The organism is Burkholderia cepacia (assembly GCF_001718835.1).
GTDB lineage: Bacteria > Pseudomonadota > Gammaproteobacteria > Burkholderiales > Burkholderiaceae > Burkholderia > Burkholderia cepacia_F.
In genome coordinates this window covers 3541804-3562295 of the sequence record NZ_CP013443.1, presented here as the reverse complement: position 1 = coordinate 3562295, position 20492 = coordinate 3541804, and the positions used below count along the sequence as shown (strand labels likewise).

Genomic DNA, 20492 nt, shown 5'->3' with positions numbered 1-20492 from the left:
ACAATGAACAATGTGGGCATCCGATGATCGATCGACTGAAATACAGCTTCTCCGGCCTTCCCCCGTACGACGCGTCCGTCGTCGACACGCAGGCGGCCCTGTCGCGCCTGCTCGACGCCGCGCGGCTCGACGCGGTGCTGGTCACGTCGCAGGACGAATACGTGACCGAGTACCTGCCGCGCAGCAACAACCCGCGCTATGCGCTGTCGGGCTTCGACGGTTCGGCCGGCTGCGGGATCTTCCTGAGCGCGGCGACCGCGCAGGCGCTCGGCGTGCCGCCGTTCGTGCTGTTCGTCGACGGCCGCTATCACCTGCAGGCCGAGCAGCAGTGCGATCCGGCGCGCGTGCGCATCGAGAAGCTCGAGATGAACGTGACGATCTGGCAAGCGATGGCCGACTGGCTCGTCGCCCATGCGGGCCGGCTCAAGCGGGTCGGCTACGACGCGCGGCGGATCAGCGTCGGGCAGCGCGACCGGCTGCTCGACGGCACGCAGGCGGCGCGGTTCGACTGGACGAGCCTCGTTGGCCGCGAAATCGACCGCGCGATCGCGTTGCCGGGCTGGGTCGTCGAGCGGCCGATCTTCGAGGTGCCGGAAGCGATGACCGGCCTGAGCGTCGCGCAGAACCTCGCGACGCTGAGCCAGCGGCTCGCCGCGCACACCGGTGCGGCAAAAGGAAGGACCGCGTTCGTCACCTGCCTGGCGGACGACCTCGCGTATCTGCTGAACAGCCGCGGCTATCACATCCCGAATGCGTCGTCGCACCTCGGCTTCCTGTTCGCGGTGGGCGGGCAGGTGGCGTTGTTCCTGCCGGAAGGCTGCGACCGCTGCGAGGTCGCGCTCGATTCGTATCCGGCGCTGCATGTGATCCGGCGCGATATCGCGGCGCTCGAGCGCTTCCTCGCGCCGTTCGCGGTCGATCACGTGTGCTACGGCTTCGAATCGGTGAACTGCGCGCTCGTCGACGCGGTGAAGCGGGTGTGGCCGCAGGCGCGGCATGCCGACTTCAACCCGGTCGAGGCGATGCGGGCCGGCAAGACGCCGGCGGTGCTCGACCGGTTCCGCGACGCGTTTGCGCGCAGTTCCGCGGCGATCGCCGAGACGATGCGCTGGGCGAAGACGGGCGAGCCGGGCATGCGCCACACCGAATACGACCTGGCGCGCGCGATCAACGACGCGTACGCCGCGCGCTCCGCGGTTGCGCTGACGTTTCCGTCGATCGCCGCGAACGGCGCGAACAGCGCGTTCGCGCATTACACGGCGGCGAGCGCCGACGTCGAGCTGACGGAAGGCGAACTCGTGCTGCTCGACAGCGGCGCGTATTACGAAGCCGGCTTCGCGACGGACTGCACGCGCGTGGTGCTGCGCCGGACGCACCCGGAGACGGTCGCGCAGCCGTGGCAGCGCGAGATCTACACGGTCGCGCTGAAGGCCTGCATCAAGGGGCTCGTCACGCGCTTCCCGAGCACGGCAAAGGGCGGCGACGTCGATGCGCTCGTGCGGCAGGTGTGCCGCGATCACGGCCACGATTTCGGCCACGGCACCGGGCACGGCGTCGGGATTCACGTGCACGAGGGCGGCGTGCGGTTCGCGCCGGGCGCGCAGTACGGGCTCGTGCCGAATGCGGTGATTTCGGTCGAGCCGGGCATCTACCTGCCGGGCAAGGGCGGCGTGCGGATCGAGAACATCGTGATCATCCGTCAGGACGACGCGCAGCCGGATACCGTCACGTTCGAGAACATCGTGACGGTCGGCTACGACTGGGACCTGATCGATCTCGACCTGCTGGACGACGACGAGCGCGCGTACCTGCGCGACTACGAGCGGCTGTGCGTCGAGCGCGGCACGCAGGTCACCGCGTGTCCGCTGCTGTAGGCACCGCCGCCCGCGCCGGTCAGTTCAGCAGGCGCGCCCGCGCGAACGGCGCGATCCGCTCGGCGAGCCATGCGTGCGTGCGCGTCGTCGGGTGCAGCGTGTCCCAGAACACGAAGCGCGCCGGGTCGCGGCAGTCCGCACGCGGCGTCTGCGCGCTCAGGTAGGTGAACGACGACGGTTTCGGGATGTCGAGGCACGCGCGCTTCGCGTCGTCGAAGCCGTATTGGGCCGGGTGATCCAGCAGGTCGTCGAACAGCGCGTACGCGTCGAACACCTCGAGCCGCAGCGTCGCGCCGTAACGGGCGCGCAGCGCGTCGGCCGCGTCGGCGAGGCGCCGGTTGTAGTCCTTCACCTGCGCGGCGACGCTCGCCGTGTCGGTGCGCGTCGCGAACACCGGTGCGCGCGACACGTCCGGCAGCGTGACGAGCATGATCCGCGTCGCGCCGGCCGCGGCGAGCCGCTCGAGGCTGTCGCGCACCGCATTCGCCGCCTGCTCGGGCGAGCGTCCGTAGTTCACCAGGTCGTTGCCGCCCGCGAACACCGCGAACAGCGTGTTGGCGGGACGATAGTCCGGCGCGCGATCCATGTATTCGCGCCACGAGTCGATCTGCTGCACGAGGCCCGGCACGACGAGGTACTGGTCGGTCGCCGCGCCGCCGATCGCCCAGTTGTAGAACGGCAGCCGCAGCGCGTTCGCGAGATATTCGGCCCACACCGGGCCGTTGCTGAAGCGCCCCGCGTGCCAGCTCGTGCCGTTCGGCAGCTTCCACTGGCTCGCGTTGAACATGTTCTGCGTGTCGGACAGGCTGTCGCCGAACACGATCAGCTTGTTGACGCGCGCGTCCTGTTGCGCGGCGTCGACGGTCCACACCGTGTAGTTGAACGACAGCGCGTTGTTCGCCGCGACCGCCTGCACGAGGTCGGACCGGATGCCTTTCGCGACCAGCGTCTTGCGGCACACGTCGGCGAGCGTGTCCTGCGTCGTCGTGCTGTAGAACATGTTCTTCCACTGCGTGATGCCGTCCGCCCACCAGTAGCCGGACACGCGATACCAGTCGCCGCCGGCGGGGTCGCGCGCCCATTCGTAGGTCGCGGCCGGCTTCAGCGGATCCGCGTCGATCCGGTACCAGCAGCGCAGGTACGTGTAGGTGTCGGACCCGCGGCGCGACGCGCGCGGCGTCGCGCCGGGCGCGGCCGGCACGGCCGGCGGCACGATGTCGGGGCCGGCCGGCGACAGCGACATGTCGCCCGTGGGCACGGGCAGCGGCGCGGCACCGGCAGCCTGCGCGGCGCAAAGCGTCAACGCGGCGCCCAGCGCCGCGGCGGCGGCGATGCGGTGTGACAGGGGAATGCGGCAATATGGCATGCGGCCCTCTTCTGATTGTTGTGACGGGACGGCGGCGCGGTTGCGCAGCCGTGTATCGGAAGGGACCGTGGGTGCCGGGTTCGAGCCCGGTCTGGCAAAGCGGTGAACTGCGTGGAGATACGGTGAAACCCGGCGGCGCGGGGCCGCCGGCCGGTCAGCGCACCAGCGCCGACACGCGCCCGTCGGGGCCGTAGACGCCGGCCGGCGCGGGCGCCGAGCGCAGTACCGCGAGCGCGCGCTCGTTGTAGTCCATCCGGATCCGGATCAGCATCCCGTTGTTCGCATTGGCCTGGCGCGCGCGTTCGGCGGCCTGTTGCAGCAGCTGCCAGCGGCCGGCGAGGCGCGCATCGCGCTCGGCGGCCTGGTCCATCCCCTTCTTGCCGGCCGGAAAGCCGAGCGCGGAAAGCTGGGTGTCGCGCGTGCGTTCGAGCTGCGCGAGCCGGTCGATCAGCTCGCTCTTCTTCTCGACGATCCCGGGCAGCATCTCGAGCGGCTGGGCCATCGTCAGCGCCTTTTCCTCGTAGGCGAGCAGGGACGCGAACGCCTCGACCGTCGCGTGTTCGTCGTTGACCGTGGCCAGCAGCTCTTCTCTCATCGCCATTCGCTCTTCAGGCCGGCGCGCGGACGGGCCGCGCGCCGGCAAACCGGTTGGGCCGGCCTTGCGGGCCGGATCAGGCGCCCTGCGGACGCTGCTGCTGCAGCAGCTCGCGGGCGGTATTCAGTACGCCGTCGGCAATCTTGTTCGCATCGATCGTCAACGTGCCGTTGTTCAGCGCGTCCTTGATCGACTGGACGAGGCCCGTGTCGATATCGGCGTTGCCGGACGCGGATACCGAACGCAACTGGCCGGACAGACCCGACAGGTTCACGGTCGTGTCGCCGCCGGCCGTGCCTGCGGCGACCGCTTGCGGGCCGGCCGCGGCGGGCGCGTCGTCCTGCGTGCGGGCTGCGCCGTTGCCGGAAGCGGCAGGCGCGCGGGTATTCGGGGTAGGCGTCGAATCGATCTTCACGATGGGTTTCCTGTTCGGTTTGACCCAGATAACGGCATGGCCGGGCCAAACTTTAGCACCTCGCGGGCGACGCAAACCTCCGAAGAATCAGAATCTTGTCCCGTCAGAGCGGAATCTCCACGGTGCCGGCGTCCTTGACGATCGCCGTGACGATCTGGCCCGCCGCCATCCGCACCCTGACCGACTGGCCGGGCGCGGCATTCGCCAGCGCGCTGCCCTCGGCCGAAATCGTGAAACCGGGCCCGGCCGCGACGACCCGCACCGTCTGGCCGGCCGACACCGACGCCGCGCTCTTCAGCAGGTCCTGCCGCAGCGGCAGCCCGGCCGAGATGCGCGCGAGCGCGGTCGCGCCGATTGCCTGCGCCGGATCGGTGATCACCGCGAGCGGCAGCACCGTCAGGTCGCCGTCGCGGGCGACCAGGTCGGCCGCGGAGAGCGGCTCGCCGGGCGCGATCTGGCGCGCGGCGACGTAATAGGTGGCCTGCACGGTCACTTTCGCCTGCAGGTAGACGGTCCACGGCCGCTCGCCCGCGCAGCGCACGCCGACCGTCGTGCGGCCCCACAGGCGCGCGCCGGTCGGCATGAACGGCTCGAGCGTCGTGCACGCGGCAAGCCCGCGCGGAAACGCGGTCGTGACCGTCGCGGTGGTCTTGCCGGGCAGGCCCGCGATCTGCTGCTGCAGGAACGCGAGCGCCGCGCGGCGGATCGACTCGGGATCCTGCTGGCCGGGCGGCGTGGCGGCGGCTGCGGCAGCCGCGGCGGACGCGCCGGCGGCGGGGAGGGTGCGCACGGCCGGCGCGGCGGCGGCCGTGTTGGCGCGCCAGGCCGGTTGGCGCGGCGCGAGCGCGGGGCGCATCGCGGCGGCGGGCTCGCCCGCGACGACCGTGGTGATCCGGCCCTGGTCGGCGGCCGCCGGCGGAGCCGGACGCGCTGCGCCGTAAGCGGCGTTGGGGTTGCCGGCCGGCATCGGCGCGGCGAGGCGGGCGGGGGCGGGTGCCGGGAGCGGCGCCTGCGGGCGCGCGGCGGGCGCCGCCGGAACGGTGGCCGGGGGCAGGGCCGCCGCGGCGCGCGGCGCATACGCTGGCGCGCCGGCGGGCATGCCGCCCGCGATCGCCGGCGGGTTCGCTACAGAATTCGCCGCCGGGTTCGCCGCCGGGTTCGCGCCGGCCGCTTCCACAGCGTTCGCCGCCGGCATCCCGCCCGGATTCGGGTTCCCCGCCGGGCGCCCGGCGCCGGCCGCATTGGCGTGCGCGAGCGCGGTTTCGGCCGTCTCGCCGCGCCCGGGAATCACGATCATCCCGTCGTCCGCGGCCAGCGCGGTCGCGGCGCACGCCCACAGCGCGGCGGCGAGCGCGAACGCCAGCCGCGCGTGCGGCCGTCGCCCGTTGTCGCTGCGAAGTGCGCTGCCAGTCATCGCCCGATCCCCGATCCGTTGCTCCGCTTCGCATTCTAGGGAGCGGGGCCGTCGCGCAAACGATGAATAGAGGGGGGCTTTGCCGCGTTATTCGCCCGATTGCCGGTTGCGTCCGGCGCCTACCATCGCTGTCATGGAAAAAAGCCTCTTTGGCCGCCGTGCGGCGAAAGAGCGGTGCAGCGCTTCATACGGAGAGACGCACACATGCTGGACAAACTCGATGCGGAATTCGCGTTCGGCCGACAGGCGCTCGACGTGCGCGCCTACCGGCAGGAACTGCTGTCGTCGAACATCGCGAACTCCGACACGCCCGGCTACCAGGCCCGCGACGTCGATTTCGCGTCGACGCTCGCGCGCTCGCTGAAGCAGGCCAATGGCGGCCTCGCGCCGAGCAACGCCGCGCAACTGCCGATGACGCAGCCGGCCGGCGTGACGAGCGGCATGTCGATGGTGTCGACGGCGGCGGGCCACATGGCCGGCACCGCGAAGCTGATCCCGACGGGCGGCCCGGCGGACGACTACGGCCGCGCGCAGTACCGGATGCCGCTGCAGCCGTCGCTCGACGGCAACACGGTCGACCTCGACGTCGAGCGGGTGCAGTTCGCGAACAACGCGCTGCACTACCAGACCGGGATGACCGTGATGACCCAGCAGATCAAGGCGATGATCGCCGCGATCACGACGAACTCGTGATCGCAATCCGCATCGAGCAAAAGGAGCTTCCATGCCTTCGTTGATGAACATCTTCGGCGTCGCCGGCTCGGCGCTGTCCGCGCAGTCGCAGCGCCTGAACGTCACCGCGTCGAACCTCGCGAACGCCGACAGCGCGACCGGCCCCGACGGCAAGCCGTACAAGGCCAAGCAGGTCGTGTTCGCGACCGACCCGATCGGCGGCGCGCGCACCGCGTCCGGCCAGGGCGTGGGCGGCGTGCGCGTGACGAAGGTGATGGACGACCCGTCGCCGATGAAGTCGACCTACGACCCGTCGAACCCGGCCGCCGACGCGAACGGCTACGTGCAGATGCCGAACGTCGATCCGGTGCAGGAGATGGTGAACATGATCTCGGCGTCGCGCTCGTACCAGGCCAACGTCGAGACGCTGAACACCGCGAAGACGCTGATGCTCAAGACGCTGACGATCGGCACCTGAGCACGCGACTCCCCTTTCACCCGACAGAAGGCACGACCGAATGGCATCCTCCTCCACCACGATCGGCGACAACGGCACGAGCACGTCGACGCTGCCGGTCGACACGATGAACACGAACAAGGTGTCGACCACCGGCACCTTGTCGACCACGTCGGCGAGCGACCTGCAGGCGACGTTCCTGAAGCTGCTCGTCACGCAGCTGCAGAACCAGGATCCGACCAGCCCGGTCGACAGCTCGCAGATGACGTCGCAGCTCGCGCAGATCAACACGGTGAGCGGCATCGCGCAGCTGAATACGTCGCTCACGTCGCTGTCGTCGCAGCTCACGGCCGGCCAGCAGACGCAGGCCGCGCTGCTGATCGGCACGAACGTGCTCGCGCCGGGCAACGCGGTCGCGGTGAAGGGCGGCGCGGCGTCGCCGTTCGGCGTGTCGCTGTCGAGCTCGGTGTCGAACCTGACGATCACCGTGAAGAACGCGGCGGGCACCGTCGTGAACACGATCAAGGCGGGCGCGCAGTCGGCCGGCACCGTGCCGTTCAACTGGACGCCGACCGACTCGGCGGGCAACGCACTGCCGGACGGCAAGTACACGGTCACCGCGCAGTACGTCGGCAGCGACGGCAAGACGTATACGGCGACCTCGCTGACGGCCGCGCAGGTCCAGAGCGTGATCAAGCAGGCGGACGGCACGGCGGGGCTCGTGCTGTCGAACGGCACGACGGTGGGGCTGACCCAGGTCGCGTCGATCTTCCCAAATGCCGCGTCGTCCTCGTCCGGCACCACCACCAACTGATTCAGCTTCCACGAAACGGAGACCGAAATGGGTTATCAACAGGGTCTGAGCGGCCTCTCGGGTGCATCGAACGCGCTCGACGTGATCGGCAACAACATCGCGAACGCGAACACGGTCGGCTTCAAGTCGAGCACCGCGCAGTTCGCCGACATGTACGCGAACTCGGTCGCGACGTCGACCAACACGCAGATCGGCATCGGCACCCGGCTCGCGTCGGTGCAGCAACACTTCGGCCAGGGCACGATCAACACGACGAACAAGGCGCTCGACGTCGCGATCAACGGCAACGGCTTCTTCCAGATGTCGAACAACGGCGTGACGACGTACTCGCGCGACGGCACGTTCCAGCGCGACAAGAACGGCTTCATCGTCGACTCGCAGGGCCGCAACCTGATGGGCTATGCGGCCAACGCGGGCGGCGTGATCAACACCGCGCAGACCGTGCCGCTGCAGGCGCCGACGACCAACATCGCACCGACCGCGACGACCAAGATCTCCGCGCAGTTCAACCTGAATTCGCAGGACACGGTGCCGACCAAGACGCCGTTCTCCGCGACGGACTTCACGTCGTACAACTACTCGACGGCGGTCCAGGTATACGACTCGCTCGGCGGCGCGCAACAGGTCGACATGTATTTCGTGAAGAGCGCGACGGCGGGCCAGTGGGAAGTCTACTCGGGCGTCAAGGGACAGACGCCGACCGACCTCGGCACGGTGGCGTTCAACACGTCGGGCCAGATCGCGAGCACGACGCCCCTGGCGCCCGTCACCGGCTCGACCGGCCAGTTCAAGTTCACGATCCCGGCCACCGACGGCTCGGCGACGCCGCAGAAGCTCACGCTCGACCTGACCGGTACGACGCAGTACGGCGGCAAGGACGGCGTGAACAACCTCGCGCAGGACGGCTACGCGAGCGGCACGCTGACGACCTACACGATCGGCACCGACGGCAAGCTGACCGGCAACTACTCGAACGGCCAGACCGCCGTGCTCGGCCAGATCGCGCTCGCGAACTTCAACAACCCGAACGGGTTGGTGAACCTCGGCGGCAACCAGTACGCGGAAAGCTCCGCGTCGGGCGTGCCGCAGATCTCGGCGCCGGGCAGCACGAACCACGGCACGCTGCAGGGCAGCGCGCTCGAGAGCTCGAACGTCGACCTCACGTCGCAGCTCGTCAACCTGATCACCGCGCAGCGCAACTACCAGGCGAACGCGCAGACGATCAAGACGCAGCAGACCGTCGACCAGACGCTCATCAACCTGTAAGCGCGGATAACGGGCAGCCATGGACCGACTGATCTATACGGCGATGACGGGCGCGTCGCAGTCGCTCGACCAGCAGGCGATCGTCGCGAACAACCTCGCGAACGCGTCGACGACGGGCTTTCGCGCGCAGCTCGCGACGTATCGCGCGGTGCCGATGAATTTCGGCGACGGCAGCAACATCGACCCGACGACGACGCGCACCTACGTGCTCGCGTCGACGCCCGGCGCCGATTACGCGCCGGGTCCGATCACGCGCACCGGCAACCCGCTCGACGTCGCCGTGCAGGGCGCCGGCTGGCTGTCGGTGCAGGCGGCCGACGGCAGCGAGGCGTACACGCGCGCCGGCAACCTGCACGTCGACGAGAACGGCCAGCTCGTCACCGCCGGCAACCTGCCGGTGGTCGGCAACGGCGGCCCGATCTCGGTGCCGCCGAACGCGGAAGTGACGATCGGCAAGGACGGCACGGTGTCCGCGCTGATGCCGGGCGACCCGCCGACGGCGGTCGCGATCGTCGACCAGATGAAGCTCGTCAATCCCGATCCGGCCACGCTCGCGCGCGGCAACGACGGGTTGTTCCGTACCGCCGACGGCAATCCGGCCGACGCCGACCCGAACGTGGTCGTCACGCCGAATTCGCTCGAAGGCAGCAACGTCAACCCGGTGACCGCGATGGTCGCGATGATCGACAACGCGCGCGCGTTCCAGCTTCAGTCGAAGCTGATCCAGACGGCCGACCAGAACGAGCAGTCGGCGAACCAGCTGCTCAATTTCAGCTGAGACCCCACGCCAGCTTACGCAGGAGAATCGACAAGTGAACCGTTCGCTCTACATCGCCGCCACCGGCATGAATGCGCAGCAGGCGCAGATGGACGTGATTTCGAACAACCTCGCGAACACCAGCACGAACGGCTTCAAGGCGTCGCGCGCGGTGTTCGAGGATCTGCTGTACCAGACCATCCGCCAGCCGGGCGCGAACTCGACGCAGCAGACCGAGCTGCCGTCGGGCCTGCAGCTCGGCACCGGCGTGCAGCAGGTCGCGACCGAGCGCCTGTACACGCAGGGCGGCCTCACGCAGACCGGCAACTCGAAGGACGTCGCGATCAACGGCGCGGGCTTCTTCCAGGTGCTGATGCCGGACGGCACGAACGCGTACACGCGCGACGGCTCGTTCCAGACCAATGCGCAGGGCCAGCTCGTCACGTCGAGCGGCTACCAGATCCTGCCGGCGATCACGATCCCGCAGAACGCGACGTCGCTGACGATCGGCAAGGACGGCGTCGTGTCGGTCACGCAGGCGGGCTCGACCAATTCGGTGCAGATCGGCTCGCTGCAGATCGCGACCTTCATCAACCCGGCCGGCCTCGAGGCGCGCGGCGAGAACCTGTTCTCCGAGACGACCTCGTCGGGCGCGCCGAACGTGTCGCAGCCGGGCCTGAACGGCGCGGGCGTGCTCAACCAGAACTACGTCGAAGCGTCGAACGTGAACGTCGTGCAGGAGCTCGTCAACATGATCCAGACGCAGCGTGCCTACGAGATCAACAGCAAGGCCGTGACGACGTCCGACCAGATGCTGCAGACCGTCACGCAGATGAAGAGCTAACCGGAACACCCGTCGTCGCCATGAAGCAGGTTCGCCTCCTCCCGTCAGCCACCGCCGTCCGCGCCGCATGCGCGGTCGCGGTGGCGGCGCTCGCCGCCGGTTGCGCGCAGATTCCGCGCGATCCGATCATCCAGCAGCCGATGACGGCGCAGCCGCCGATGCCGATGTCGATGCAGGCGCCCGGCTCGATCTACAACCCCGGCTACGCGGGGCGGCCGCTCTTCGAGGATCAGCGGCCGCGCAACGTCGGCGACATCCTGACGATCATGATCGCGGAGAACATCAACGCGACCAAGTCGTCGGGCGCGAACACGAACCGGCAGGGCAACACCGACTTCAACGTGCCGACGGCCGGTTTCCTCGGCGGGCTGTTCGCGAAGGCGAACCTGTCGGCCACCGGCAACAACAAGTTCGCGGCGACCGGCGGCGCGAGCGCGGCGAACACGTTCAACGGCACGATCACGGTGACCGTCACCAACGTGCTGCCGAACGGCAACCTGGTGGTCAGCGGCGAGAAGCAGATGCTGATCAACCAGGGCAACGAATTCGTGCGCTTCTCGGGCGTCGTGAACCCGAACACGATCTCGGGCGCGAACTCGGTCTACTCGACCCAGGTCGCCGACGCGAAGATCGAATACTCGTCGAAGGGCTACATCAACGAAGCCGAGACGATGGGCTGGCTGCAGCGCTTCTTCCTCAACATCGCGCCGTGGTGATGACGATGCGTACCTTGCTCGTGCGCGTGATGCGCCACCTCGCCCGCTCGAACCGATTGAACCGGCTGGCCGCCGCGCGCTGCGCGCTCGCCGCCTGCTGCGTGCTGGCGCTCTTGCCGGCGCCCGCGCACGCGGAACGCCTGAAGGATCTCGCGCAGATCCAGGGCGTGCGCGACAACCCGCTGATCGGCTATGGCCTCGTCGTCGGTCTCGACGGCACGGGCGACCAGACGATGCAGACGCCGTTCACGACGCAGACGCTCGCGAACATGCTCGCGAACCTCGGCATCTCGATCAACAACGGTTCGGCCAACGGCGGCCCGTCGTCGCTGAGCAACATGCAGCTGAAGAACGTCGCGGCCGTGATGGTGACCGCCACGCTGCCGCCGTTCGCGCGGCCGGGCGAGGCGCTCGACGTCACCGTGTCGTCGCTCGGCAACGCGAAGAGCCTGCGCGGCGGCACGCTGCTGCTCACGCCGCTGAAAGGCGCGGACGGCCAGGTCTATGCGCTCGCGCAGGGCAACATGGCGGTCGGCGGCGCGGGTGCGAGCGCGAACGGCAGCCGCGTGCAGGTGAACCAGCTCGCGGCCGGCCGGATCGTCGGCGGCGCGATCGTCGAACGCGCGGTGCCGAACGCGATCGCGCAGATGAACGGCGTGCTGCAGCTGCAGCTGAACGACATGGACTACGGCACCGCGCAGCGGATCGTGTCCGCGGTCAATTCGAGCTTCGGCCCGGGCACCGCGACGGCGCTCGACGGTCGCACGATCCAGCTCGCCGCGCCGGCCGATTCGGCGCAGCAGGTCGCGTTCATGGCGCGCCTGCAGAACCTCGACGTGAGCCCGGACAAGGCCGCGGCGAAGGTGATCCTGAACGCGCGCACCGGCTCGATCGTGATGAACCAGATGGTCACGCTGCAGAGCTGCGCGGTCGCGCACGGCAACCTGTCGGTCGTGGTCAACACGCAGCCGGTGGTGTCGCAGCCGGGGCCGTTCTCGAACGGGCAGACGGTGGTGGCGCAGCAGTCGCAGATCCAGCTCAAGCAGGACAACGGCGCGCTGAAGATGGTGACGGCCGGCGCGAATCTCGCCGATGTCGTGAAGGCGCTGAACACGCTCGGCGCGACGCCCGCGGACCTGATGTCGATCCTGCAGGCGATGAAGGCCGCCGGCGCGCTGCGCGCCGACCTGGAGATCATCTAAATGGCAGCCTCTCTTCCGAACGCGAACGACCTCACGCAGCGCTTCGCGCTCGACGTGCAGGGTTTCGACGCGCTGCGCGCGCAGGCGAAACAGTCGCCGCAGGCCGGCGCGAAGGCGGTCGCCGGCCAGTTCGACGCGATGTTCACGCAGATGATGCTCAAGAGCATGCGCGACGCGTCGCCGGACGGCGGGCTGTTCGATTCGCATACGTCCAAGCTGTACACGTCGATGCTCGACCAGCAGCTCGCGCAGCAGATGTCGACGCGCGGGATCGGCGTCGCCGACGCGCTGATGAAGCAGCTGCTGCGCAATGCGGGGCAGGGCGCGGGCAGCGACACGGCGGCCGACGTCGGCGCGGCCGGCCTGGGCGCGGGCGGCCTCGGCACGTCGGGTAACGAAGGCGGCCTCGCCGCGATGAACGCGATGGCGAAGGCCTACGCGAACGCGGCGAACAACGGCGGCCTCGCCGGCACGCGCGGCTACTCGGCCGGCAGCGCGCTGACGCCGCCGCTGAAGGGCGCGAGCGGCGTGCAGGACGCCGACGCGTTCGTCGACCGGCTCGCGGGCCCCGCGCAGGCGGCCAGCGCGTCGACCGGCATCCCGGCGCGCTTCATCGTCGGCCAGGCCGCGCTCGAATCGGGCTGGGGCAAGCGCGAGATCCGCGCGAGCGACGGCTCGACCAGCTACAACGTGTTCGGCATCAAGGCGACCAAGGGCTGGACCGGCCGCACGGTGTCCGCGCTGACGACGGAATACGTGAACGGCACGCCGCGCCGCGTGGTCGCGAAGTTCCGCGCGTACGACTCGTACGAGCACGCGATGACCGATTACGCGAACCTGCTGAAGAACAATCCGCGCTACTCGGGCGTGCTGAGCGCGAGCCGCAGCGTCGAAGGCTTCGCGCACGGGATGCAGAAGGCCGGCTACGCGACCGACCCGAACTACGCGAAGAAGCTGATTTCGATCATGCAGCAGATCGGCTGACGGCCCGTCGGCCAGCGCCGTTGCCCCTTTCGGACCGCGCCCGGCAGCCCGCCGCGCGCGGTTTCAACGTTTGCGCGAAAAAAATCCCCGTTTCGATCTAAACTTTCGGTCAGCACTGCCGCTAAGTGTGAGAGACCTGCGACCGGGCCCCCGTTCTGGCCCGGTTTTATCGCGCACCGGTTGCCCGGGCGCCCATGACAAGAAAGACCGGCTAGCCATGAATATCGAAACGTCGACGGACCCCAGCCTGGATGCAGGCCACTCCGGGCCCGACTATGCCCGCCGCAATCCGCTGGAAATCGGCGTGCAGCTGCGCAACCTCGTCAATCGCGGCGATTTCCTGACCGTCCAGTACCCGGGCGGCCAGCTCGTCACGCGCCTGCTCGAGGTGGATGTCGGCGCGCGGACGTTCACGTTCGACTGGGGCGCGCTGTCCGAGCAGAACGCCGGCATCCTGGGCGCGTCGCACTGCACGTTCGCGGCCGCGCCGGAGGGCGTGCGCGTCGAATTCTCCACGGGCACGCCGCGCGAGACGCGCTACGAGGGGCTGCCCGCGTTCGTCGCCGATTTCCCCGACGTCCTGATGTGCATCCAGCGCCGCGAGTATTTCCGCGTCGACGCGCCGGTCGTCGATCCGTACGTGTGCCGCGGCAAGCTGCCGGACGGCGAGAGCTTCCTGTTCGAGGTGCACAACCTGTCGCTCGGCGGCGTGGGGCTGCGCACGGCCGACGAACGCGTCGAGGCGCTCGAGGTCGGCACGCTGCTGCCCGACGTCGAGCTCGAGCTGACCGGCCACGGCAAGCTGTCGCTCGACCTGCAGCTCGTGTCGCAGCGTTCGACGCAGATGCCGAACGGGTCGCGGCGCTACCAGCTCGGCTTTCGCTACATGTCGCTGCCGGGCAGCGCCGAGAACACGCTGCAGCGGCTGATCACGCAGCTCGAGATGAAGCGCCGCTCGCTCGCGCGGGCCTGACGTCGTTCGTCGCGCCCGCCGCTCGGCGGGGCGCACCCCGGCCGCCCGCTGCGATTGCGCACGGCGGCCCGCATTTTCCCCTCAATTTTTTCGATCCGCGGCCGTTATACCGGGAGTCACGCAACCCGGCGGCCGCAGCGCGGCCGGCTCATCAGGATCGCGCATGTCCAACACACTCATGAACCTCGGCGTCAGCGGCCTGAATGCCGCGCTCTGGGGCCTCACGACGACCGGCCAGAACATCAGCAACGCGGCGACGCCCGGCTATTCGGTCGAACGCCCCGTCTATGCCGAGGCAAGCGGCCAGTACACGAGCAGCGGCTACATGCCGCAGGGCGTGAACACCGTCACCGTGCAGCGGCAGTACAGCCAGTACCTGAGCGACCAGCTGAACGGCGCGCAGACGCAGAGCGGCGCGCTGTCGACGTGGTATTCGCTCGTCACGCAGCTGAACAACTACATCGGCAGCCCGACGTCCGGCATCTCGACCGCGATCACGAACTACTTCACCGGGATGCAGAACGTCGCGAACAGCGCGTCCGACGCGTCGGTGCGGCAGACCGCGATGAGCAACGCGCAGACGCTCGCGAACCAGATCACGGCGGCCGGCCAGCAATACGACGCGCTGCGCCAGAGCGTGAACACGCAGATCTCGAGCACCGTCACGCAGATCAACGCGTACACCGCGCAGATCGCGCAGCTGAACCAGCAGATCGCGTCCGCGAGCAGCCAGGGCCAGCCGCCGAACCAGCTGATGGACCAGCGCGACCTCGCGGTGTCGAACCTGTCGAACCTCGCGGGCGTGCAGGTCGTGCGCAACAGCGACGGCTACAGCGTGTTTCTCGCGGGCGGCACGCCGCTCGTCGTCGCGAACAAGAGCTACCAGCTCGCGGCCGTCACGTCGCCGTCCGATCCGAGCGAGCTGACCGTCGTGTCGCAGGGCATCGCCGGCGCGAACCCGCAGGGGCCGAACCAGCCGCTGTCCGACGCGTCGCTGTCGGGCGGCACGCTCGGCGGCCTGCTCGCGTTCCGCAGCCAGACGCTCGACCCGGCCGAAGCGCAGCTCGGCGCGATCGCGACCAGCTTCGCCGCGCAGGTCAACGCGCAGAACGCGCTCGGCATCGACCTGTCGGGCAACGTCGGCGGCAACCTGTTCACGACCGGCGCGCCGATCACGTACGCGAACCAGGGCAATACCGGCAACGCGGCGCTGTCCGTGTCGTTCGCGAACGCGTCGCAGCCGACCGCGAGCGACTACACGCTGTCGTACGACGGCACGAACTACACGCTGACCGACCGCGCGAGCGGCGCGGTGGTCGGCACGGCAACGTCGGCGACGATGCCGATTTCGATCGGCGGACTGAACTTCTCCGTGTCCGGCACGATGAAACCGGGCGATGCGTTCACCGTGCAGCCGACGCGCGGCGCGCTCGGCGGGTTCTCGCTCGCGACCGCGAACGGCTCCGCGATCGCGGCGGCGTCGCCGTACGTGCCGTCGGCCACCAAGACGAACACGGGCACCGGCACGATCGGTGCGCCGTCGGTCACGAACGCGTCGGCCGTGACCACGACCAACCCGTACACGATCACGATCGGCACCAACGGGGCGGGGGCACTGACCTACACGATCACCAACCCGTCCGCGACGCCGCCGACGACGGCCCCCGTGCCGTACACGGCGGGCACGCCGATCACGCTGGCGCCCGGCCTGTCGGTGACGATGTCGGGGACGCCCGCGTCCGGCGACACGTTCACGGTCGCGCCGAACACGGGCGGCACGAACGACGGCAGCAACGCGCTTGCGCTGTCGAAGCTCGTCAGCGCGAAGCAGCTTGGCGGCGGCACGACGACGCTGACGGGCGCGTACGCGAACTACGTGAACAGCATCGGCAACACGACGAGCCAGCTGAAGTCGTCGAGCGCCGCGCAGACCTCGCTGATCGGCCAGATCACGGAAGCGCAGCAGTCGGTGTCGGGCGTGAACCAGAACGAAGAGGCGGCCAACCTGATGCAGTACCAGCAGCTCTACCAGGCGAACGCGAAGGTGATCCAGACCGCGTCGACGCTGTTCCAGACCGTGCTCGGCCTGTTCAACTGATTTCGGGGATCGAAGCGATGCGGATTTCCACCACCCAGTTCTACCAGATGAACGTCGCGCAGATGAACGATCAGCAGGCGCAGCTTTCGCAGCTGTACCAGCAGATCTCGAGCGGCGTGAGCCTCTCGACGCCTGCCGACAACCCGCTCGGCGCCGCGCAGGCGGTGCAGCTGTCGATGACGTCGGCGACGCTGTCGCAGTATGCGTCGAACCAGAACGCCGCGCTGTCGTCGCTGCAGGCCGAGGACCAGGCGCTGTCGAGCGTCAACACCGTGCTGACCAACGTCCAGTCGCTGGTGGTGCGCGCGGGCGACGGCTCGCTGTCCGACAGCGACCGCGCGGCGCTGTCGACGCAGCTGCAAGGCTATCGCGACCAGTTGCTGACGCTCGCGAACTCGACCGACGGCTCGGGCAACTACCTGTTCGCCGGCTTCAAGAACGGCAGCAAGCCGTTTGCGGACAACGCGAGCGGCGGCGTGACCTACAGCGGCGACACGGGCACGCGGCAGGTGCAGATCGCCGATTCCCGCAGCCTCTCGCAGGGCGACAACGGCGTGGCCGTGTTCCAGTCGGTGCAGGCGCAAGGCACCCAGTCGGTGCAGGCGGCGGCGGCGACGAACACGGGCACGGGCACGATCGGCGCGGTGTCGATCACGAGCCCGTCGGCCGCGACCAACACGCACCAGTTCACGATCACGTTCGGCGGCACGGCCGCCGCGCCGACCTATACGGTCACCGACAACTCGCTCGTGCCGCCGGGGCCGCCGCCGACCCCGCAGCCGTACACGCCTGGCGCGGCAATCGCGCTCGGCGGCGGCATGACGGTTCCGGTGTCGGGTACGCCCGCGAACGGCGACACGTTCACCGTCACGCCCGCGCCGAAGGCCGGCACCGACGTGTTCGCGGCGCTCGACTCGATGATCGCCGCGCTGAAGACGCCGATCACCGGCAACCCGGTGGCCATGGCCGCGTTCAACAACGCGATGGCGACCGGCGCGACGAAGCTCAGCAACACGATGAACAACGTCACGACGATCCAGGCGGGCGTCGGCGGTCGCGAGCAGGAAATCAAGGCGATGCAGACCGTGAACCAGACCAACACGCTGCAGGTCACCAGCAACCTGTCCGACCTGACGAGCACCAACATGGTGTCGACGATCAGCCAGTTCCTGCAGATGCAGAACGCGCTGACGGGCTCGCAGAAGGCGTACGCGCAGCTGCAGAACCTGTCGCTGTTCCAGTACATCAATCCGTAATGCAGCCTGCGCCGGACGCGATGCTCGCGTCCCGCGTCAACCGGGCAGGAACGGGCGTGCCGGCGCGAGTTCGGTAACGCTGAAACCGTTCCTGGAACGGGAGGCCGAGTTCATTCGGCCATGAAAGCGGTGCTCGTTGGAATCGTCTGATTGGTTGCCCGACCAGTCCATTCCTTCGGGCGCCGCTTTTCTTTTGGGCGCCGCCTTCACGCTCATCTGCAAAGACCCAAAAAAAGGCCGTTCGGGCGGGGAGCGCGAACGGCCAACAGAGAGTGCAGGACACTGCCGCGCCGGGTGCACGGCAGTGCTGCTACTTTAGGGAGCCTGGCCGCCGCCGTGAATGGGACGAGTCAGATTTTGCAGTGGCGAATTGGCTCGAACGCCGTCGCCCGGCCGCTTGCCAGCACCACCCCCGCTCCGTAAACTCGCGCCAGATTCCAGACCGGCGCATCTTCCGCAGCCGGCGACCGACCGACAGGAGCGCTTTTCCCCATGTCCGATTCCTACTTCCCGCGCTGGCGGGTGCAATCGACCGGCGCGGCATCGCGCGTGGTCGGCCCCGACGAGCGCCTGCCGTGGCCGCAGATGGTCGCGATGGGCGTGCAGCACGTCGTCGCGATGTTCGGCTCGACCGTGCTCGCGCCGCTGCTGATGGGCTTCGACCCGAACCTGTGCATCTTCATGTCGGGCATCGGCACGCTGCTGTTCTTCGTGCTGGTCGGCGGCCGCGTGCCGAGCTACCTCGGCTCGAGCTTCGCGTTCATCGGCCTCGTGATCGCGGTGACGGGTTACGGCGGCAGCGGCCCGAACCCGAACATCCCGGTCGCGCTCGGCGGGATCGTCGCGTGCGGCGTCGTGTACGTCGCGCTCGGCGCGCTGGTGCAGGCGATCGGCACGCGCTGGATCGAGACGCTGATGCCGCCGGTCGTGACCGGCGCGGTGGTCGCGGTGATCGGGCTCAACCTCGCGCCGATCGCGGTCAAGGGCGTGTCCGCATCGACCTTCGAGTCGGTGATGGCGCTCGTCACGGTGCTGTGCGTCGGCGGCGTCGCGGTGTTCTCGCGCGGCATGGTGCAGCGCCTGCTGATCCTCGTCGGGCTGGTGATCGCCTACGCGATCTATGCGGTCGCGACCAACGGGATGGGGCTCGGCAAGCCGATCGATTTCTCGATCGTCGGGCACGCGGCCTGGTTCGGGGTGCCGAGCTTCCGCGCGCCGGTGTTCGATCCGCACGCGATGCTGATGCTGGCGCCGATCGCGGTGATCCTGGTCGCGGAGAACCTCGGCCACATCAAGGCCGTCAGCGCGATGACGGGCACCAGCCTCGATCGCTACGTGGGCCGCGCGTTCATCGGCGACGGGCTCGCGACGATCGTGTCGGGCAGCGTCGGCGGCACGGGCGTGACGACCTACGCGGAGAACATCGGCGTGATGGCCGTCACGCGGATCTACTCGACGCTCGTGTTCGCGGTCGCCGCGCTGATCGCGATCGTGCTCGGCTTCTCGCCGAAGTTCGGCGCGGTGATCCAGACGATTCCGGGCCCCGTGCTCGGCGGCGTGTCGATCGTCGTGTTCGGGCTGATCGCGGTGACGGGCGCGCGGATCTGGGTCGTCAACAAGGTCGACTTCTCCGACAACCGCAACCTGATCGTCGCGGCCGTCACGCTCGTGCTCGGCGCCGGCGACTTCTCGCTGAAGATCGGCGGCTTCGGGCTCGGCGGGATCGGCACCGCGACGTTCGGCGCGATCATCCTGTATGCGATCCTGCGCAAGGAAAAGGAACCGGGCCCGGTGGTCTGACCGGGAGCGGGCGGCGCCATGCCGCCCGCCGGCGCGGCCTCACGCGCCGGTATTCGACTGCGCCTGCAGCCACGCGCAGAACTGCGCGACGAGCGGATCGTCGGCCGGCGCGTGCGGCGTGATCCACCAGTAGCTGCGCGTCGCGATGCGCGGCCCCGCCAGCGGCATCACGAGCCGGCCGCTCGCGAGCTCGTCGTCGATCAGCGGCAACGGGCCGAGCGCGACGCCGAGCCCGTCGACGGCCGCCTGCAGCGCCAGGTAGAAGTGATCGAACGACTGCCGCTTGCGCCCCTTCATCGCCACTCCGGCCGCCGCGAACCAGTCGCGCCAGCCTTCCGGCCGCGTATCCGAATGCAGCAGCACGTGGCGCGCGAGATCGTCCGCGCGCGCGATCGGCGCGCGTTTGAGCAGCGCGGGGCTGCAGACCGGAATCACGCTTTCGTCGAGGAAGTGGCCGCTCGTGCAGTTCGGCCAGTGGCCGGGGCCGCGGCGGATCGCGACGTCGAAACCGTCGAGCGCGTCGAGCGGCGCGTTCGACGTCGACAGCTTCAGCTCGACGTTCGGCACGTCGCGCTGGAACCGCGACAGGCGCGGCAGCAGCCATTTCATCGCGAAGGTCGGCAGTGCGTTGATGCGCAGCACGCGCGCCGCGCCGGTATTGCGCAGCTGCTCGGTCGCGTGCGCGATGCTGTCGAACGCCGCGCGCACGGTGTCCAGGTAGCGGCGGCCTTCGTCGGTGAGCTTCACGCGCTTGCCGTAGCGGTGGAACACCGGCTTGCCGAGCCATGCCTCGAACCCGGCGATCTGGCGGCTGATGGCACCGTGAGTCACATGCAGCTCGTCGCCGGCGGCGCTGAAGCTTTCATGTCGTGCCGCGGCTTCAAAGGCCCGAAGCGCGGAAAAGGGCGGGAGATCGCGTGCCATGCTTGTGATTCTAGATCACAAGGGCGCGCCGATAAAATCGTTTTGCGGGCGGGCCGCGCGGCGGT

General features: G+C 69.1%; 19 protein-coding genes and 2 pseudogenes. 15 read left to right on the top strand and 6 right to left on the bottom strand.

Annotated features, from left to right (window positions below):
- Positions 1–23 precede the first annotated feature (23 nt).
- Positions 24–1874, top strand: coding sequence for a M24 family metallopeptidase (locus WT26_RS19660; protein WP_069273602.1), 1851 nt, complete (start codon positions 24–26; stop codon positions 1872–1874).
- 19 nt (positions 1875–1893) lie between these two features.
- Here WT26_RS19660 and WT26_RS19655 read toward each other — a convergent pair whose 3' ends face one another.
- The 4 genes from WT26_RS19655 to flgA all read right to left on the bottom strand — a co-directional run bounded on the left by WT26_RS19655 (position 1894) and on the right by flgA (position 5664).
- Positions 1894–3240, bottom strand: coding sequence for an SGNH/GDSL hydrolase family protein (locus WT26_RS19655; protein WP_069273601.1), 1347 nt, complete (start codon positions 3238–3240; stop codon positions 1894–1896).
- A 154-nt stretch (positions 3241–3394) separates the two neighbouring features.
- Complete coding sequence (locus WT26_RS19650) at positions 3395–3835, bottom strand: flagella synthesis protein FlgN (RefSeq protein WP_069273813.1); 441 nt, start codon at positions 3833–3835, stop codon at positions 3395–3397.
- 76 nt (positions 3836–3911) lie between these two features.
- Positions 3912–4250 carry a flagellar biosynthesis anti-sigma factor FlgM gene (gene flgM, locus WT26_RS19645; protein WP_069273600.1) on the bottom strand — a complete coding sequence of 113 codons (339 nt, stop codon included), beginning with the start codon at positions 4248–4250 and terminating at the stop codon, positions 3912–3914.
- Positions 4251–4353: 103 nt separating this feature from the next.
- On the bottom strand, positions 4354–5664 hold the full coding sequence (flgA, locus tag WT26_RS19640; protein ID WP_069273599.1) for a flagellar basal body P-ring formation chaperone FlgA: 1311 nt from the start codon (positions 5662–5664) through the stop codon (positions 4354–4356).
- A 204-nt stretch (positions 5665–5868) separates the two neighbouring features.
- Between flgA and flgB the strand changes: the two genes are divergently transcribed.
- The 13 genes and pseudogenes from flgB to flgL all read left to right on the top strand — a co-directional run bounded on the left by flgB (position 5869) and on the right by flgL (position 17703).
- Positions 5869–6357: a flagellar basal body rod protein FlgB gene (gene flgB / locus WT26_RS19635; RefSeq protein WP_069273598.1), complete on the top strand. Its 489-nt coding sequence runs from the start codon at positions 5869–5871 to the stop codon at positions 6355–6357.
- A 31-nt stretch (positions 6358–6388) separates the two neighbouring features.
- Positions 6389–6814 (top strand): flagellar basal body rod protein FlgC, encoded by a 426-nt coding sequence (flgC, locus tag WT26_RS19630; protein ID WP_069273597.1) that lies wholly within the window; start codon positions 6389–6391, stop codon positions 6812–6814.
- A gap of 40 nt (positions 6815–6854) precedes the next feature.
- On the top strand, positions 6855–7607 hold the full coding sequence (locus WT26_RS19625) for a flagellar hook assembly protein FlgD (RefSeq protein ID WP_069273596.1): 753 nt from the start codon (positions 6855–6857) through the stop codon (positions 7605–7607).
- A 27-nt stretch (positions 7608–7634) separates the two neighbouring features.
- Positions 7635–8873, top strand: a complete 1239-nt coding sequence (gene flgE, locus WT26_RS19620) for a flagellar hook protein FlgE (protein WP_069273595.1) — start codon at positions 7635–7637, stop codon at positions 8871–8873.
- A 19-nt stretch (positions 8874–8892) separates the two neighbouring features.
- Positions 8893–9651 carry a flagellar basal-body rod protein FlgF gene (gene flgF, locus WT26_RS19615; protein ID WP_069273594.1) on the top strand — a complete coding sequence of 253 codons (759 nt, stop codon included), beginning with the start codon at positions 8893–8895 and terminating at the stop codon, positions 9649–9651.
- A gap of 34 nt (positions 9652–9685) precedes the next feature.
- The gene (gene flgG / locus WT26_RS19610) at positions 9686–10474 is read left to right on the top strand and encodes a flagellar basal-body rod protein FlgG (protein ID WP_021164160.1); all 789 of its coding nucleotides are present in this window, start codon (positions 9686–9688) and stop codon (positions 10472–10474) included.
- A gap of 20 nt (positions 10475–10494) precedes the next feature.
- Positions 10495–11190: a flagellar basal body L-ring protein FlgH gene (flgH, locus tag WT26_RS19605; protein WP_059523038.1), complete on the top strand. Its 696-nt coding sequence runs from the start codon at positions 10495–10497 to the stop codon at positions 11188–11190.
- On the top strand, positions 11184–12392 hold the full coding sequence (locus WT26_RS19600) for a flagellar basal body P-ring protein FlgI (protein ID WP_155774668.1): 1209 nt from the start codon (positions 11184–11186) through the stop codon (positions 12390–12392). Before flgH ends, WT26_RS19600 begins: the two co-directional genes overlap by 7 nt.
- Positions 12393–13376 (top strand): flagellar assembly peptidoglycan hydrolase FlgJ, encoded by a 984-nt coding sequence (gene flgJ / locus WT26_RS19595; protein WP_059667206.1) that lies wholly within the window; start codon positions 12393–12395, stop codon positions 13374–13376.
- Between the two features lie 217 nt (positions 13377–13593).
- Entirely contained in the window at positions 13594–14349 is a 756-nt protein-coding gene (locus tag WT26_RS19590) for a flagellar brake protein (RefSeq protein WP_021164374.1), read from the top strand.
- Between the two features lie 163 nt (positions 14350–14512).
- A pseudogene (gene flgK, locus WT26_RS19585) lies at positions 14513–15896 on the top strand (flagellar hook-associated protein FlgK); the annotation flags it as partial.
- Positions 15897–16054: 158 nt separating this feature from the next.
- Positions 16055–16447: pseudogene (locus WT26_RS39090) on the top strand (flagellar basal body rod C-terminal domain-containing protein); the annotation flags it as partial.
- Positions 16448–16464: 17 nt separating this feature from the next.
- Positions 16465–17703: a flagellar hook-associated protein FlgL gene (gene flgL / locus WT26_RS19580; protein WP_069273591.1), complete on the top strand. Its 1239-nt coding sequence runs from the start codon at positions 16465–16467 to the stop codon at positions 17701–17703.
- Between the two features lie 36 nt (positions 17704–17739).
- On the opposite strand, the gene WT26_RS37385 is transcribed toward flgL, so the two are convergent.
- The gene (locus WT26_RS37385) at positions 17740–17919 is read right to left on the bottom strand and encodes a hypothetical protein (RefSeq protein WP_155123131.1); all 180 of its coding nucleotides are present in this window, start codon (positions 17917–17919) and stop codon (positions 17740–17742) included.
- Between the two features lie 276 nt (positions 17920–18195).
- Between WT26_RS37385 and WT26_RS19575 the strand changes: the two genes are divergently transcribed.
- Complete coding sequence (locus WT26_RS19575; protein WP_059523034.1) at positions 18196–19503, top strand: solute carrier family 23 protein; 1308 nt, start codon at positions 18196–18198, stop codon at positions 19501–19503.
- Between the two features lie 39 nt (positions 19504–19542).
- Here the strand turns inward: WT26_RS19575 and WT26_RS19570 are convergent, their stop codons facing one another.
- Positions 19543–20427 carry a transcriptional regulator GcvA gene (locus tag WT26_RS19570; protein ID WP_059523033.1) on the bottom strand — a complete coding sequence of 295 codons (885 nt, stop codon included), beginning with the start codon at positions 20425–20427 and terminating at the stop codon, positions 19543–19545.
- Positions 20428–20492: the final 65 nt, after the last annotated feature.